The organism is Cellulosimicrobium sp. Marseille-Q4280, from assembly GCF_943181405.1.
In the GTDB taxonomy this organism is placed as follows: Bacteria; Actinomycetota; Actinomycetes; order Actinomycetales; family Cellulomonadaceae; genus Cellulosimicrobium.
In genome coordinates, this window is record NZ_CALPBY010000008.1 from 21,930 (window position 1) to 37,095 (window position 15,166).

Genomic DNA, 15,166 nt, shown 5'->3' on the forward strand with positions numbered 1-15,166 from the left:
CGCCGATGAGGGGCCTGATCGGCGCATAACCCGGGGTTCGGCATGCCATCCTGACCGGCATGGACGTGGTGGCGGCCCTGGTGTCCGGGGAGTACGACGGCGAGGAGCTCGCGACCGCGGTCGAGGCGGCCGGGCCAGAGGTCGTCGTCGGCATGCTCGCGCTCGCGTCCCACGAGGACCCGGACGTCCGGGTCCGGGCAGTGGCCACGCTCCCGATCCTCTGCCACGGCGATCCGCCGACCCCGGAGATGGTCGCGGTGGCCGTCCGGCTCACCACGGACCCGGCGACGACGGTGCGCGACTGGGCGACCTTCGTGCTGGCACAGCAGTTCCGCGAGGTCGGTACGCCCGAGCTCCGGGACGCGCTCGCTGCTCGGTTCGACGACGTCGACCGCGAGACGCGGCAGGAGGCGCTCGTCGGCCTCGCGTACCGCCGTGACCCGCGCGCGCTGCCCCGCGTGCGCGCCGCTCTGACGCGACGCAGCGGCGACGTCTGGCAGCTCGAGATCGTCGCGGCCGGTGCGATCGGGGACCCGGAGCTCCACCCGCTGGTCATGACGCACCGCTCCGGCTGGGACGACCCTGCGGCAGCGCTGCAGGCCGACGCGGCGTGCCGGCTGACCGACTCGCGCGGACCGGGCGACGACCTGCTCGACGGCGTGGCCGACCTGTACCGCCGTCGCGCGTCCGGGATGCGGGACGGCGACGGCATCCGTGCCTGGTCGCTCATGGACGTGCTGCTCGACGTCGCCCCGCACCGCGCGCCGGAGCTCTACGACGCCGTCGCCGCACGGCTCGCGGGGGACGAGCCCGCGCTGGCGGAGCTGCGGCAGGCCTCGGCGCTCGCCCAGCTCGCCGACGAGGCCCGCTGACCGTGGCGGAGCTCAGCCGCTCAGCGCGGCGAGGACGAGCGCGCCGACGACGATGCTGACGACGTGGTACGACCCTGTGACCACGCTGAAGAGGACCGGCCGGGGCGTGCGCGGGTTGACGGCGTTCGTGAACGTGACGGCCGCGGCGTAGCAGGTCCCGACGAGGACGCCGAGCAGCGCTGCCCCGCCCAGGGCGCGCGTCCCGGTCACCTCCAGGAGCACCGCCGTGGCGAACGACGTGAGGATGCTCGAGACCAGGGGCGCGACGTAGTACAGCGGACCGAACGCCTGGCCACGCACACGCTCGTGGTCGATCGAGGCGTCCCAGGCGCGGCCGAACAGCGGCGTGAACCACAGCGCGCCGAGGACGTACGACGCCAGCGCGGCCAGGAGGACGCCGATCCAGCTCACGTCACCCAGCGTGTCGATCGTCATGCCGCGCACCTCCGTGTCGTCGTGCCTCGTCGTCCGATGCTCGCTCCGGCCCGTCCGCGCGTCTTGAAGAATCCCGACGGGCAGACTGGTCCCATGGCAGGCGGCGGGACGGACCCGATCACCGCGGACGAGCGCACCGGGGTCCTGCACCCCGACAACCTCGAGACGTTCCGTGCCGGCTGGGTGCGGCCGGGCCCCGGTCTCGAGCCCGTGGTGGAGAGCTACTGGCACGTCCGCTGGTCCCTCCCGCCAGGAGCGGGCCTCCGCCAGCGGGTCGTCGACCTTCCGGCGGTGACGCTGACGATCGAGGTGGGCGACGTCGTCGCGCCCCTCGTCGTGACGGGCGTGCACCGCCGGGCGTGGGAGCGCACGATCCGTGGCACCGGCGAGGTGTTCGGGGTGCGTCTGCGCCCAGCGGGCCTCGCCGTCGTGAGCGATCTCGACCCTGTCGCGCTCCTGGACGCGACCGTCCCCGTCACCGTCGGTCTCGACGCCGGTCTGCACCGGCTGCTCGCGACCGCCGCCGGCACGGGATCGCCCGTCGAGCGGGCGGCTGTGCTGGACGCGGCGTTCGCCGACAGGCTGGAGGAGAGGCCGCTCCGGCCGGACCAGGCTCTCGCCAACGCCGTCGTCGCGGACCTCGTCGAGCGGGTGCGGTCGCGCGCCGGGCCGACGCTCGCGGCGCGGTTCGGTGCGAGCGAGCGAGCGGTGCAGCGCGCGCTGCGGGCGACGCTCGGCCTCGGCCCGAAGGCGGTGAGCCGACGGATCCGGCTCCAGGAGGTCGCGCGACAGCTCGCGGCGGACGACAGCCCGGACCTCGCGGCGCTCGCGGCCGAGCTCGGGTACGCGGACCAGGCACACCTGGTCCGGGACTTCCGCGCCGTGTCCGGTGTCCCGCCGGGCGCCTATCGAGCCGAGGTCCGTGGGCGCCGCGCGCTCTCAGCCGGGTAGCGCGCCACCCCGCGCGGCGAGGCGCTCCGCGAGCCGCTGGAAGACGTCGCCGGTGCGCAGCCCGTCGTGCTCGAACTCGTTGGTCACCCAGGCGTCGAGGTTCCCGACGTGCGCGGCCGTCTCGAGCGACAGCCCGGCGTCGACGAACATGTCGTCGTGGTAGACCGCCGCCTCGACAGGGACGTCGTTGCGGGCGAGCGCGTCGAGGTCGTAGAGGTCGGTCCAGTCCTCCCACGCCGCCAGCGCCTCGGCCGCTGCGCGGAACGGTCGCAGCGCCGCCACCTCGTCGAGCATCCAGGGGTAGATCATCTCGCCGGTCAGCAGCAGCGGCCGCGCGTCAGGCGTGAAGGCGGGGTCGTCGTCGCGCACCGCCTGGGCCGCCCACGCGGTGGGTCCGGTGTGCGGCTGCGCGTAGATCGACTCGTGCAGCACCGCGTAGAGGGGGTTCGTGCGGAAGGACGTCGCGGCGGCGACCTCGGCGAGGAACGTGTCGGTGAGCTCGTCCGGTGCACCCGGGTCGAACGCCTCGTCGACGACCCAGTGGATGCGCTCGGCGCCGGGCTTCATGCCCAGGTCCGTCCCGAGCGTCTGGAAGCGGCGCACGGAGAGCGCGTCGCCGTCGGGCAGTCGGACGTCGCCGACGGCGACCCGGTCGGCGATGCGCGCGAGACGCGCCTCGTCGTCGGGGTAGCGGGCTCGGTAGTGCGCGTTCTTCCCGACGACGCGTGGCTGCGTCCTCCGGTAGACCTCGCGCGCGTCGGCGCGCAGCCCGGGCAGGCCGCCAGTGACGAGGCACGCGGCGAGACCCTCGGGCGCCCGCGACAGGTAGGTCATGGTGAGGAACCCGCCGTACGACTGGCCGAGCGACGTCCAGCGCCGCCCATCGTAGACGGTCCGGCGCACGTGCTCGGCGTCGGCGACGATCGCGTCCGCGCGGAAGTGCGTGAGGAAGTCCGCCTGGGCACCGGCCGTGCCGCGCGCCACGAGCGCGGCCCCGCGCACCGCGGACGACCGCCCGGTGCCGCGCTGGTCGAGCAGGACGACGCGGTACGTCGTCAACGCCTCGCCGAGCCAGCCGTCGGGGCCGGTGGGTCGAGGCCCCTTCCCGCCGGGCCCGCCCTGGAGGAACACGAGGAGCGGGAGGTCGTCGCGGCGTCGGGCCGGGTCCACGACCTCCCGCACGAAGACGGTGAGCCGCCGGGGGTCGCCGTCGTCCCACCAGTCGAGCGGCACCTCGACCTCGCGGTCGGTGACGTGCATCCCGGGCACGGTGTAGCTGGTCTCGCGCGTGGTGCTCACGCCCGCCACCCTAGCGACGGCATGGTCGTGGGCGAGGACACGCGTCACCTCAGAGCCGGACCGTCTCGTTCTCGCCGCCCTCGTACGGCTTGCCGGTCACCTTCGTGGTCACGAGGCGGAAGAGGGTGGCGACCCGGCCGCCGGGGGAGTCCCAGTACTCGGCGGACTCGGCGTGCAGGCGGATGAGCACGACGCCCGGGGAGTCCGGCCCGTCCGGGAACCACGCGTCCGCGACGGCGTTCCACAGCTCGCGGATCTTGTCCGGGTCGTGCACCAGGCTCGCGCGCCCCGAGAGCGACACCCACGAGCTCTTCCCGGAGAACGCGGCGTTCGCCGCCGAGTCGCGCGCGATCTCCGCCACCTTGTGGGAGTCCTCGGCGGCGAAGAACCAGAGGTCGCCGTCGAAGTCGACGGCCTGGACGCCCATCGGCCGGCTGACGAGGCTGCCGTCCTCGGCGACCGTCGTGAGCATCGCGATGTTCTCGTCCTCGATGAGCTGACGGACCTTGGCGACCTCGTCGGACCCCGCGTGCGGCAGCTCGTGGTGCGTGTCGGTCATGACGCCTCCCGTGGATGACGGGCCGCCGTCGTGCGGCCCGTCCTCGACGCTAGGCAGCCCTCGCCCCGCTCGCGCGCCGGGGTACGAGGCCAGGTCGGGCATGCGGTCAGACGTCGCGCACGACGACGACTACCTTGCCCCGGGCCCTCCCCGTGCCGTGGACCGTGAGTGCCGCGGGGACCTCCGCGAGGCGGAACGTGCGGTCCACGTGGATCGCGACCTCGCCGGCGGCGCACAGGTCGGCCAGCGGCCCGAAGCGGCGCGGACCCGACCGCACGAGGAGGACGCCGAGCCGCGCCCCGGTCAACGCCCCCACGACGGGCCCGACGGTCACCATGCGGAGCAGCGCCCGCAACGTGCCCCCGACCATCAGGCACCGACCACGGCGGGCGAGCGCGCGCCGGTAGGCGAACACGGAGCGGTACGCGACCAGGTCGACGACGAGGTCGTACGGGCCGGTGCGCGTGAAGTCGGTCCGCCGGTAGTCGATCACGTCCTGCGCACCCAGTCGACGGACGAAGTCGAGCTTGTCCTCGGCGTCGACGCCCGTGACGTGCATCCCCCGTGCCACCGCCAGCTGGACGAGGAAGCTCCCCGTGCCGCCGCCGGCGCCGTTGACGAGCAGCCGCTGCCCGGGTGCGCCGGACGCGACGGCCTGCAGGGCGATCGCGCCCGACTGCGGGATCGTGGACGCCTCGGCGAAGGTCAAGGTCGCCGGCTTGTGCGCGAGCGCCTTCTCCGGCATCACCACGTACTCCGCGAAACCGCCCCGGCGCGGAAGGTTGTCGCCGTAGACGTCGTCACCCGGGCGGAAGCGCGCGACGTCGTCGCCGACCGCGACGACCCGCCCGGCGACGTCGGACCCCAGGACCTTCGTGCGCGGAGCGAAGAGGCCGTCGAGGCGGGCGTAGCCCGGGCTGCCCCGCAGCGCCTCCCAGTCCGACAGGTTCACCGACGTCGCGACGACCTCGACGAGCACCTCGCCCCGCGCCGGCGCAGGCGTCGGCACCTCTCGGAGCCGCAGCTCGTCGACCGACCCGTACCGCTCGTACACCCACGCGCGCACCCGACCACCGTAGGCACTCCCGAGCCCCGGGGCGAGCGCGCAGAGGTGACACGAAAAGGAGGGGTGGGACGGGGTCGCCGGTCGTGGCGGGTCTGGCGGGAGCGCGCGAGGAACGAGCGCGCGGATGGTAGACCGGCGACCCCGTCCCACCCCTCCGGACGAGAAGGCGGGACCTACGTCGTGAGCGGGACTACTGCTCCACGTCCTCGTCCACCCACTCGAACGTCTTCGTCACGGCCTTCTTCCAGTTGCGGTACAGCCGCTCGCGCTCGCCCTCCTCGACGGCGGGCGTCCAGCGCTTGTCCTCGGCCCAGTTGTCGATGACGTCCTGCTCGCCCTTCCAGAACCCGACCGCGATGCCCGCCGCGTAGGCGGCGCCGAGCGCCGTGGTCTCGGCGACCCTGGGCCGTACGACGTCGACGCCGAGCTGGTCGGCCTGGAACTGCATGAGCAGCTCGTTGGCGACCATGCCGCCGTCGACGCGCAGCTCGGTGAGGTCGACGCCGGAGTCGGCGTTCATGGCGTCGAGCACCTCGCGCGTCTGGAAGGCGGTGGCCTCGAGCGCGGCGCGCGCGATGTGGTTGCGGTTGACGTAGCGCGTGAGGCCGACGAGCGCGCCGCGCGCGTCGGGACGCCAGTAGGGCGCGAAGAGACCGGAGAACGCGGGCACGAAGTAGGCGCCACCGTTGTCCTCGACCTTGCCGGCGAGCCACTCGACGTCGGGCGAGTCCTCGAACATGCCGAGGTTGTCGCGCAGCCACTGGATGAGCGACCCGGTGACGGCGATCGACCCCTCGAGCGCGTAGCGCTGCGGCTGGTCGCCGATCTTGTAGCAGACGGTCGTGAGGAGGCCGTTCTCGCTCATGACCTTCTCGGTGCCCGTGTTGAGCAGCATGAAGTTGCCGGTGCCGTACGTGTTCTTGGCCTGCCCGACCTCGAAGCACGCCTGGCCGAACGTCGCGGCCTGCTGGTCGCCGAGGATGCCGGCGATCGGGACGCCGGGCAGGAGGCCCTGCTGGCGGCCCTCGCCGTAGACCTCGGACGACGACCGGATCTCGGGGAGCATCGACATCGGGATGCCCATGTCGGCGGCGATGTCCTCGCGCCACGACAGGGTGTCGAGGTCCATGAGCATGGTGCGCGACGCGTTGGTCACGTCGGTGACGTGCACGCCGCCGTTGACGCCGCCCGTGAGGTTCCACAGGGTCCACGTGTCGGTGTTGCCGAAGACCAGGTCGCCGGCCTCGGCCTTCTCGCGCGCGCCCTCGACGTTGTCGAGGATCCACTTGACCTTCGGGCCGGAGAAGTAGGTGGCGAGCGGCAGTCCCACGATCGACTTGTACTTCTCGGGGCCGTCCGAGCCGCCGAGCTCGTCGACGATCTTCTGCGTGCGGGTGTCCTGCCAGACGATCGCGTTGTACACGGGCTTGCCGGTCGTCTTGTCCCACACGACGGCGGTCTCGCGCTGGTTGGTGATGCCGACGGCTGCGATGTCCTTGTGGGTGACGTTCGCGCGGGTGAGCGCCAGGCCGACGGCCTCGCGCACGTTGTTCCAGATCTGCTCCGGGTTGTGCTCCACCCACCCGGCGCGGGGGAAGATCTGGTCGTGCTCGAGCTGGCCCGTGGAGACGATCTCCCCGGAGTGGTTGAAGACGATGGCCCGGGAGCTGGTGGTTCCCTGGTCGATGGCGAGAACGTAGTCGGCCATGGTGTGCTCAGTCCTTCACGTCGGTGTGTACGGGTGGTCGTTCGCTCGGATGGTCCGGACGGTCGCGTGGCCGGGGCGGGGCCCCCGACGCCCCGGTCACGCGGTGGTGCTCGGGATCAGACCCACGCCGCCCCGAGCAGGCCGGCGAGGACGCCGCCGACCAGCGGGCCGGCGACGGGCACCCAGGAGTACGCCCAGTCGCTCGACCCCTTGCCCCGGATGGGCAGGAGGGCGTGCGCGATGCGCGGGCCGAGGTCACGGGCAGGGTTGATGGCGTACCCGGTGGGGCCACCGATGCTCGCGCCGATCCCGACGACGACGAGCGCGACGGCGAGCGGGCCGAGACCCGACGGCGTCTGGCCGGACGCGACGACGAAGAAGACCAGCACGAACGTCGCGATGGCCTCGGTGACGAAGTTCCACGCGTAGGAGCGGATCTCCGGACCGGTGGAGAAGACCGCGAGCTTCGTCGCGCCGGGTGCGTCCTCGTCGAAGTGCTTCTTGTAGGCGAGGAACGCGAGCACGGCACCGATGAACGCGCCGATCATCTGGGCGCCCCAGTACATGAGCATGTTGCCCACGGTCGGCTCGATGGTCGCCGTGACCATCCCCTCCGGTCCGGTGACCGAGTAGAACGGCTCCTGGGCCGTGAAGAGGCCGATCGTCACCGCCGGGTTGAGGTGCGCGCCCGACTTGTACGCGACGTACACACCCGTGAAGACGGCGAGACCCCATCCGAAGTTGATGAGGAGCCAACCGCCGTTGAAGCCCTTGGTCCTCGGCAGGACGACGTTGGCGACCACCCCGGCACCGAGGAGGATGAGGGTCGCCGTACCGAGGATCTCGGACCAGAAGGCGTTCATGAGGAGTTGATCCATGGTGCGCTCTCTTTCGTGGTGGACTGCTCTGTCTCAACCGGCCCGGCCGCGGTGCGCCCGGGATGCTTCGCTCGCCGTGCTCAGCTGTCCCGCAGCGGCTGCAGCGGGGAGACGTCCTGGGCGGCGAGGCGCGTGCGCTCTGCCGCGTCGTCGTCCGGCTCCTGCTCGGCGGCCGCCTCGGCGTTCGCGCGATCGGTGTAGCTGCGCACCTCGGCGTCCCGGGTTGCGTCGTCCCAGCCGAGGAGACCTGCGGCGATCCCGGCGATCTCCGGCAGGGCGGCGAGACCGCGGTCGGCGATCTCGTAGTTGAGGCGTGTGCGGTGCAGGAGCAGGTCCTCGAGGTGCAGGGCGCCCTCGTGCGACACGCCGTACGCGATCTCCGCGCGCAGGTAGGCGGGTGCGTGCTCGAGCGGCTTCGCGAGGTCCGGCTGCTCCTCGCAGAGCTCGACGATCTCGCGCAGGTTCGAGCCGTACCGGTGCAGCAGGTGGTCGACCATCGCGGGCGTCCAGCGGTAGCGGGACGCCCAGGGCCGCGCCTGGCGGCGCACGGCGTCGAGACCGACGGCCCCGAGGAGGGGGATCTTGTGCGTGATGGACCCGAGGGCGCTCGCGCGCTGCCCGATCGCGAAGTCCACGGCGTCCTTGGCCATGACGCGGTAGGTCGTGAGTTTGCCGCCCGCGATGACGGTGAGGCCCGGCGTCGGGGAGGCGACGGTGTGCTCGCGCGACACCTTGGCGGAGCTCGTGCCCTCCTTGGTGCCGGGCTGCAGGAGCGGGCGCAGGCCGGCCCAGGTGCCGATGATGTCGTCGCGCGTGAGCGGGTGCGCGAGCACGGCGTTCGCGTGCTCGAGCACGTAGTCGATGTCGGCGGAGGTCGCGACGGGGTGCTGCAGCTCCTGCTCCCACGGGGTGTCGGTGGTGCCGACGACCCAGTAGCGCGACCACGGGATGACGAACAGCACCGACTTCTCGGTCTGGAGGATCAGCCCGACCTGCCCCTTGATGCGCTCGCGCGGGACGACGATGTGGATGCCCTTGGACGCGAGCACGCGCAGCCCGCCCTCGGAGCCGGCGAGCGCCTCGGTGTCCTCGGTCCAGACGCCGGTGGCGTTGATGACCGAGCGTGCGCGGACGGTGAGCTCGTGGCCCGTCTCGAGGTCGACGAGGACCGCGCCGTTGACCGCGCCGGTCGCCCCCTTGGTCAGGGAGACCACCTGGGTGCGCGACGCCGCGTGGGCGCCGTACGAGGCCGCGGTGCGCACGAGCGTGCTCACGAGGCGGGCGTCGTCGACGGACGCGTCCCAGTACTGCACGGCGCCGACGGCGGCGTCGTGCGCGAGGTCGGGGAACTTCTTCTCCATCCGGCTCCGGCTGAGGTGCCGGTGGAACGGCAGGGCACGCTTGCCGGGCGCGACGCTCGCGAGCGTGTCGTAGAGCGCGATGCCGGCGCCGACGTAGGCGCGCTCCCACACGCGGTGCTCGAGGGGGTAGAGGAACGGGACGGGCCGGACGAGATGGGGCGCGATCTCCTTGAGGAGCAGGTCGCGCTCGGTGAGCGCCTCGTGCACGAGGTGGAAGTCGAGCATCTGGAGGTACCGCAGGCCGCCGTGGACGAGCTTGCTCGACCGGCTCGACGTCCCGGCGGACCAGTCCTGGGCCTCGACGATCGCGGTCGACAGTCCGCGGGTCACCGCGTCGAGCGCGATGCCGGCACCGGTCACTCCTCCGCCGATGACGAGGACGTCGAGCTCGGCGTCGGCGCTCGTGCTCGCCTCCAGGGCGGTGAGCGCCTGTCGACGTGACTCCGCGGTCAGTCGCGTGGATGCCATCCGTGTCCCTCTCTCGTCCGGCACCGCGGCACGGTCGCGCCCACGGTGCGCTCACAGCGACGGTCCCACGGCGCACCAGGGAGCGCTACCGCAAGACCGTCGTGCGCGCACCGGGTCTCGGCGCGCACGCACCTCCTCACATCACCACGGAGCGAACGGGCGCGCAACCGGTGTGCACGAACGTGCAGAATGGAGGTTCCCGACGGACGGAGCCCCTGATGGTCGACCGAGAGCAGGACGTGCTGCGCGCGGCGTCGATGTACTACCTGCAGGACATGAAGATGGAGGCGATCGCGAAGCACCTGCGCACGTCGCGGTCGACGGTGTCGCGCCTCGTCAAGCGGGCCCGGGAGACGGGCCTGGTCGAGATCTCGCTGCGGCCGACGCACAGCCGCGCGCCCGGTCTCGGCCAGCACGTCGCGAGCACGTGGGGCGTCGACGCGTACGTCGTCCCTGTTCCGGACCAGGCGCCGCAGGTCGACCGGCTCGAGCAGGTCGCGATGACGACGGCGCGCCTGCTGTCGACGTGGTTCGACTCCGACATGGTCCTCGGCATCGCGTGGGGGACGACGCTGTCGGCGATCTCCCGGCACCTGCCGCGCAAGCCGACGCGGGGGAGCGCCGTCGTGCAGCTCAACGGTGCGGCGAACACCCGCACGTCGGGCGTCCACTACGCGGGCGATCTCATCGCCGGGTTCGGGACGGCGTTCGACGCGCACGTGCACCATTTCCCGGTGCCGGCGTTCTTCGACTACGCGGAGACGAAGCAGGCGATGTGGCGCGAGCGGTCGGTGCGGCGCGTGCTGGACGTCCAGCGGCGCGCGGACATCGCGCTGTTCTCCGTGGGCGCCGTCGCCGGAGGCGTCCCGTCGCACGTCTACTCCGCGGGCTACCTCGAGCGGGAGGACATCGCGGTGCTGGAGGGCGAGGGCGTGGTCGGGGACGTGTGCACCGTCTTCCTGCGGCCGGACGGGACCTATCGCGACATCGCGCTCAACGCGCGCGCCACCGGTCCGGCTCCGGACGAGCTGCGCCGCGTCCCGCGGCGTGTCTGCGCCGTCGCGGGGGACAACAAGGTCGCGCCGCTGCGGGCCGCGCTGCGTGCCGGGGTGGTGACGGACCTGGTGATCGACGAGGTCACGGCGTCGCGGCTCGTCGCCAGCGCGTGAGCAACTATGCACTCGCCTGCGTGAGTATGCATCCGAGGCTGGATCGTCGTACAGTGTCGTGGTGCTGACGCCCCCCGCCGACGACGCGCGCCCCGACCCCACGGGGGTCCGCGTGCGCCCGGCGCTCCCCGCGGACGTCCGGGCGATCCGGTCGCTCGTCCAGCCCTACGCCGAGGCCCGGATCCTCCTCGCGAAGGAGATGGTCGGCTACTACGAGGCCGTGCAGGAGTTCGTCGTGGCCGACGCCGTCCGCCCGGCCTCGCAGCCGGGCGCGGCCCCCGAGGTGGTCGGCTGCGGGGCGCTCCACGTCATGTGGGACGACCTCGCCGAGATCCGCACCCTCGCCGTGGACCCGGGCTGGCGCGGGCACCGGGTGGGGCACGCGCTCGTCGTGGAGCTCCTCGCCCGCGCCCGGGCGCTCGGCCTGCGCCGCGTCTTCTGCCTGACCTTCGAGGTCGACTTCTTCGTGCGGCACGGGTTCCGGCCGATCGACGGGACGCCTGTCACGCACGACGTCTACGCCGAGCTGCTGCGCTCCCACGACGACGGCGTCGCGGAGTTCCTCGACCTCGCGCGCGTGAAGCCCAACACGCTCGGCAACACGCGCATGCTCCTCGAGCTCGACTGATCAGGCGATGGGCGCGGTCGACGCCCGGGTCACCACGCGGCACGGGAGCTCCTCGATGCCCGGCCGCACCGTGCCGTCGATCGCGGCGAAGAGCCGCTGGGCGGCCACGCGTCCGAGCCGCTCGAGGTTCATGTCGACGCTCGTCAGCTGCGGGCGCGCATTGGTCGTCAGCACCTCCCAGTTGTCGAAACCGATGACGGACACCTCGCCGGGGACGTCGCGCCCGAGCTCTCGCAGCGCGTCGAGGACACCGCGCGCGATCTGGTCGCTGCCGCAGAAGAACCCGTCGACGTCGGGGTGCTGCTCGACGACCATGCGCGCGGCGCCGCGACCCCAGCCCTCGCTCCACGACCCGAAGTAGGTGTGGCCGCCGACGAGCTCCAGCCCGGCGGTGGTGAGCGCCGCCTGCGCGCCGGCGGCGCGGTCCTGGGCGGCCTGGTACCCCGGGTCGCCCGACACGTGCGCGACGCGGCGCCGTCCGCACGCGAGGAGGTGCTCGACGGCGAGCCGCCCGGCGCCCACGTTGTCTGCGGTGATCGACACGTCCCCGGGCTCCTCCGACGGCGCGTACGCGTAGACCACCGGGACCGGGATGTCGGCGCTCAGCGGGGGGCGCGGGTCGGTGCGCGAGCCCACGACGATGAGGCCGTCCACGCGCCGCGACAGCAGGGCGCGGACGTGGTGCTGCTCGCGGATGGCGTCGCCGCGCGCGTCGCAGAGGAAGACCGAGACGCGGCCGGCGCCGAACGCGTCCTCGGCTCCCATGAGGACGGGGATCGAGAAGCGTCCCTCGAGGTCGCTCGTGAGCAGCCCGACGGTGCCCGTGCGGCCCTTGAGGAGCCCGCGGGCGAGCGCGTTCGGCGCGAACGAGAGGCGTTCCGCTGCCTCGAGGACGCGCAGGCGCGTCTCCGCCTTCACCTGGTCGCGACCGTTGATCGCCTTGGACGCCGTGGCGATCGAGACGCCCGCGAGGCGTGCCACGTCGGTCAGGGTCGCGGCACGCGGTGTCGCGCTGCCGTTCTGGGTGGTCATGAGGCCGTGCCCCCTCCTGGTCCGGCGGCGCCGTCGCCGTCGACCGAGTCGCCGTGTGCTGCCGTGTCCCGTCGTGTGCCGCCGTGATCGAACTGTAACCCTGCGCACCGCTTGACGGCTCCGTGCGCCTGTCCTAGATTCAGAAAACCTTTTCGGGTTCTTTCGGTCAAGTGGTGATCGTGAAGAAGCGGCCCGGTGGGCCCCTGGAGCATCGAAGACTAGCCGTCAGCAGGGCGGGACGGCCAGGCGGCGGCGACGGGCGGTGACACCCGGACCGAAAAGGCGTTCGGACGTCCGGCGGTCCTGCCGGGCGAGCGCATCGGGCTCGACGACGAGTACAGGAGACGCGAGATGACGAACCACCGCAGGACGTCGGCGACGAAGGCCGTGGCCTCGACGCTGGTGATCGGCCTGACCGCTCTCGGCCTCGCCGCGTGCGGCGGCTCCGACGGGGACGACGACGCCCCCGCGACCGCCGGCGCGGGGGGTGCCGAGGGCGTCGACGACGGCAGCACGCTCACGCTGTGGACGCGAGCGCCCCTCGAGAAGCAGGCGAACCTGCTCGTGGACGCGTACAACGAGAGCCACGAGAACCAGGTCGAGCTGACCATCGTCCCCAACGACGACTACGTCGCGAAGGTCGGCGCGGCCGCCGGCAGCGACGGTCTGCCGGACCTGTTCGCCGCGGACATCGTGTACGTGCCGAACTGGGTCGAGCAGGGGCTCTTCCAGGACGTCACGAGCCGCATCGACCAGCTCGACTTCGCGGACGAGATCAACCCGGGCCACCTCGAGGCGGGCACGTACGAGGACGCCGAGCACGTGCTGCCGTTCGTCCTCGACGTGTCCGTGATGTTCTACAACAAGGACCTCTACGAGCAGGCCGGCCTCGACCCCGAGGCCGGGCCGACGTCGCTCGAGGAGTTCGCCGAGCAGGCCAAGGCGGTCGACGAGCTCGGCGGCGGGGTCGACGGCACGTTCTTCGGCGGCAACTGCGGCGGGTGCCTCGTCTTCACGTGGTTCCCGATGATCTGGGCCGCCGACGAGGACGTCATGAACGCCGAGGGCACGGAGTCGCTCCTCGCGAGCGACACCGCGCAGGAGGTGTACGCCACCTACAAGGACCTCGTCGACTCGGACGCGGTCGGCGCCGGCTCGCGCGACGAGACCGGTGCGACGTGGGTCGCCCCGTTCCAGGAGGGCAAGATCGGCGTCATGCCGTACCCGGCGACGCTCCTGTCGACGGCGGACGAGACCGTGGACGTCGGCGTCGCGCCGATCCCCGGCCCCGACGGCGGCGGCTCGACCTTCGTCGGCGGCGACGGCGTCGGCATCTCCAAGGACAGCGAGAAGGCCGACCAGGCCTGGAACTTCCTGTCCTGGCTGATGTCCGAGGAGGCGCAGGTCGAGGTCCTCGCGCAGAACGGCGACGTCGTCTCGCGCGCCGACCTGGTCGACAACGAGTACTCCTCGGCCGACCCCCGCGTCGTGACGATCAACGAGGTCGCCGCCGCCGGTCGCACGCCGGTCGCGCGCAACTTCCAGCAGGCGTTCAACGCGCCGAACAGCCCGTGGATGACCCTGGTCCGCAACGCCGTGTTCGAGGACGCCTCGAGCATCGAGGAGGACAACGAGGAGATCACCGCGGTGCTCTCCCAGTAGCAGGACCGCGCCGCCGCCGACCGGCCCTCCGCCGTCCGGCGGCGGCGCGACCCTCGAGCGTCCCTCCGCCCGAACCTGGAGACCGTCATGTCCGTGCAGTCCGCCCCGTCGTCCTCGCGACGCCAGGGCCAGCAGCTCCCGCCGACCGGAGACACCGGGTCGCGCACCCGGTCCGGCGCGCCGCCGAGACGCCGGCGGCCCGGCCGCTCGCAGTCCGCGCGCGGCTGGGCCTACGCCGCCCCGACCGCGATCTTCGTCCTCGTCTTCTTCGTCCTGCCGGTGCTCCTCGTCGGCCAGATGTCCGCCTCCGACTGGCCTCTCCTGTCCGGGAACCAGGGGCCGAACTTCCCGGAGAACTTCCAGGACGCGGTCGACAACCGCTTCTTCTGGGACTCGGTCGTCTTCACGCTGAAGTACACCGTCATCGCGACCGTCCTCCTCATCGGCCTCGGCCTCGGGCTCGCCCTGCTGGTCCAGGAGTCGACGCACTGGAAGAGCTTCCTGCGCACCGCGGTCCTCGTGCCGAGCGCGCTCGGCCTCGCGTCGGCGTCCCTGCTCTTCTACGCGCTGTACTCGCCGCAGGTCGGGCCGATCTCGCCCCTGCTGGAGTCGCTCGGCATCGTCGACGAGCCCGTGTCGTTCCTCGGCACGCCCGACGGCGCGCTGTGGTCGACGGTGTTCCTCGTCGTCTGGCGCTTCGCGGGCTTCTACATGCTCCTGCTCATGGTGGGGCTCCAGGGCATCCCGCACGAGGTGTACGAGGCCGCCCGCATGGACGGCGCGAGCCGCTGGCAGACCTTCTCCCGCGTGACGCTCCCGCTGCTGCGCCCGTCGCTCGCGCTGTGCACGATCCTGTGCGTCACCGGGTCCCTGCTGGCCTTCGACCAGTTCTACATCCTCACGAAGGGCGGGCCGGACAACAGCACGATCACCGTGGTCCAGCTCATCTACAACGTGGCCTTCCAGGGGCAGAACGACCTGGGCGTCGCGGCCGCGCTGTCGATCATCGTGCTCGCCGCCCTCGTGCTCATCAACCTCGCGCAGATCCGTGCGATGCGCGCCCCCCAGGAGAAGTGAC

The 15,166-nt window shown here is 72.4% G+C and carries 14 protein-coding genes; 6 read left to right on the plus strand and 8 right to left on the minus strand.

What is annotated here, in order from left to right; all coding sequences use genetic code 11:
• Positions 1 to 59: 59 nt before the first annotated feature.
• Positions 60 to 872 (plus strand): HEAT repeat domain-containing protein, encoded by an 813-nt coding sequence (locus NFS20_RS19070; protein WP_251153392.1) that lies wholly within the window; start codon positions 60 to 62, stop codon positions 870 to 872.
• 12 nt (positions 873 to 884) lie between these two features.
• On the opposite strand, the gene NFS20_RS19075 is transcribed toward NFS20_RS19070, so the two are convergent.
• Entirely contained in the window at positions 885 to 1,307 is a 423-nt protein-coding gene (locus NFS20_RS19075) for a DUF1761 domain-containing protein (protein WP_251153393.1), read from the minus strand.
• Between the two features lie 93 nt (positions 1,308 to 1,400).
• Here NFS20_RS19075 and NFS20_RS19080 point away from each other — a divergent pair, with 93 nt between their 5' ends.
• Complete coding sequence (locus NFS20_RS19080; RefSeq protein WP_251153394.1) at positions 1,401 to 2,258, plus strand: AraC family transcriptional regulator; 858 nt, start codon at positions 1,401 to 1,403, stop codon at positions 2,256 to 2,258.
• Here NFS20_RS19080 and NFS20_RS19085 read toward each other — a convergent pair.
• From NFS20_RS19085 to NFS20_RS19110, 6 genes are all read right to left on the minus strand, one after another.
• Positions 2,247 to 3,518 (minus strand): alpha/beta fold hydrolase, encoded by a 1,272-nt coding sequence (locus tag NFS20_RS19085; RefSeq protein ID WP_251153586.1) that lies wholly within the window; start codon positions 3,516 to 3,518, stop codon positions 2,247 to 2,249. The genes NFS20_RS19080 and NFS20_RS19085 overlap by 12 nt on opposite strands.
• 88 nt (positions 3,519 to 3,606) lie before the next feature.
• A complete protein-coding gene (locus NFS20_RS19090; RefSeq protein ID WP_251153395.1) occupies positions 3,607 to 4,116 on the minus strand; it encodes a pyridoxamine 5'-phosphate oxidase family protein in 510 nt (169 codons plus the stop codon).
• A gap of 106 nt (positions 4,117 to 4,222) precedes the next feature.
• Positions 4,223 to 5,182: an NAD(P)-dependent alcohol dehydrogenase gene (locus NFS20_RS19095; protein WP_251153396.1), complete on the minus strand. Its 960-nt coding sequence runs from the start codon at positions 5,180 to 5,182 to the stop codon at positions 4,223 to 4,225.
• A 190-nt stretch (positions 5,183 to 5,372) separates the two neighbouring features.
• Positions 5,373 to 6,890 carry a glycerol kinase GlpK gene (gene glpK / locus NFS20_RS19100; protein WP_251153397.1) on the minus strand — a complete coding sequence of 506 codons (1,518 nt, stop codon included), beginning with the start codon at positions 6,888 to 6,890 and terminating at the stop codon, positions 5,373 to 5,375.
• Between the two features lie 116 nt (positions 6,891 to 7,006).
• The gene (locus tag NFS20_RS19105) at positions 7,007 to 7,768 is read right to left on the minus strand and encodes an MIP/aquaporin family protein (protein ID WP_251153398.1); all 762 of its coding nucleotides are present in this window, start codon (positions 7,766 to 7,768) and stop codon (positions 7,007 to 7,009) included.
• An 80-nt stretch (positions 7,769 to 7,848) separates the two neighbouring features.
• Positions 7,849 to 9,597: a glycerol-3-phosphate dehydrogenase/oxidase gene (locus NFS20_RS19110; RefSeq protein ID WP_251153399.1), complete on the minus strand. Its 1,749-nt coding sequence runs from the start codon at positions 9,595 to 9,597 to the stop codon at positions 7,849 to 7,851.
• 215 nt (positions 9,598 to 9,812) lie between these two features.
• On the opposite strand from NFS20_RS19110, the gene NFS20_RS19115 reads away from it, so the two are divergent.
• Together NFS20_RS19115 and NFS20_RS19120 are read left to right on the plus strand one after the other, a co-directional pair.
• Positions 9,813 to 10,766 (plus strand): sugar-binding transcriptional regulator, encoded by a 954-nt coding sequence (locus NFS20_RS19115; protein WP_251153587.1) that lies wholly within the window; start codon positions 9,813 to 9,815, stop codon positions 10,764 to 10,766.
• 64 nt (positions 10,767 to 10,830) lie between these two features.
• Positions 10,831 to 11,394, plus strand: a complete 564-nt coding sequence (locus NFS20_RS19120) for an amino-acid N-acetyltransferase (protein WP_251153588.1) — start codon at positions 10,831 to 10,833, stop codon at positions 11,392 to 11,394.
• Here the strand turns inward: NFS20_RS19120 and NFS20_RS19125 are convergent, their stop codons facing one another.
• Positions 11,395 to 12,426 carry a LacI family DNA-binding transcriptional regulator gene (locus NFS20_RS19125; RefSeq protein ID WP_251153400.1) on the minus strand — a complete coding sequence of 344 codons (1,032 nt, stop codon included), beginning with the start codon at positions 12,424 to 12,426 and terminating at the stop codon, positions 11,395 to 11,397.
• A 351-nt stretch (positions 12,427 to 12,777) separates the two neighbouring features.
• Between NFS20_RS19125 and NFS20_RS19130 the strand changes: the two genes are divergently transcribed.
• Together NFS20_RS19130 and NFS20_RS19135 are read left to right on the plus strand one after the other, a co-directional pair.
• A complete protein-coding gene (locus NFS20_RS19130) occupies positions 12,778 to 14,088 on the plus strand; it encodes an ABC transporter substrate-binding protein (RefSeq protein ID WP_251153401.1) in 1,311 nt (436 codons plus the stop codon).
• Between the two features lie 87 nt (positions 14,089 to 14,175).
• A complete protein-coding gene (locus NFS20_RS19135; RefSeq protein WP_251153402.1) occupies positions 14,176 to 15,165 on the plus strand; it encodes a carbohydrate ABC transporter permease in 990 nt (329 codons plus the stop codon).
• The last annotated feature ends 1 nt before the right edge of the window (position 15,166 follow it).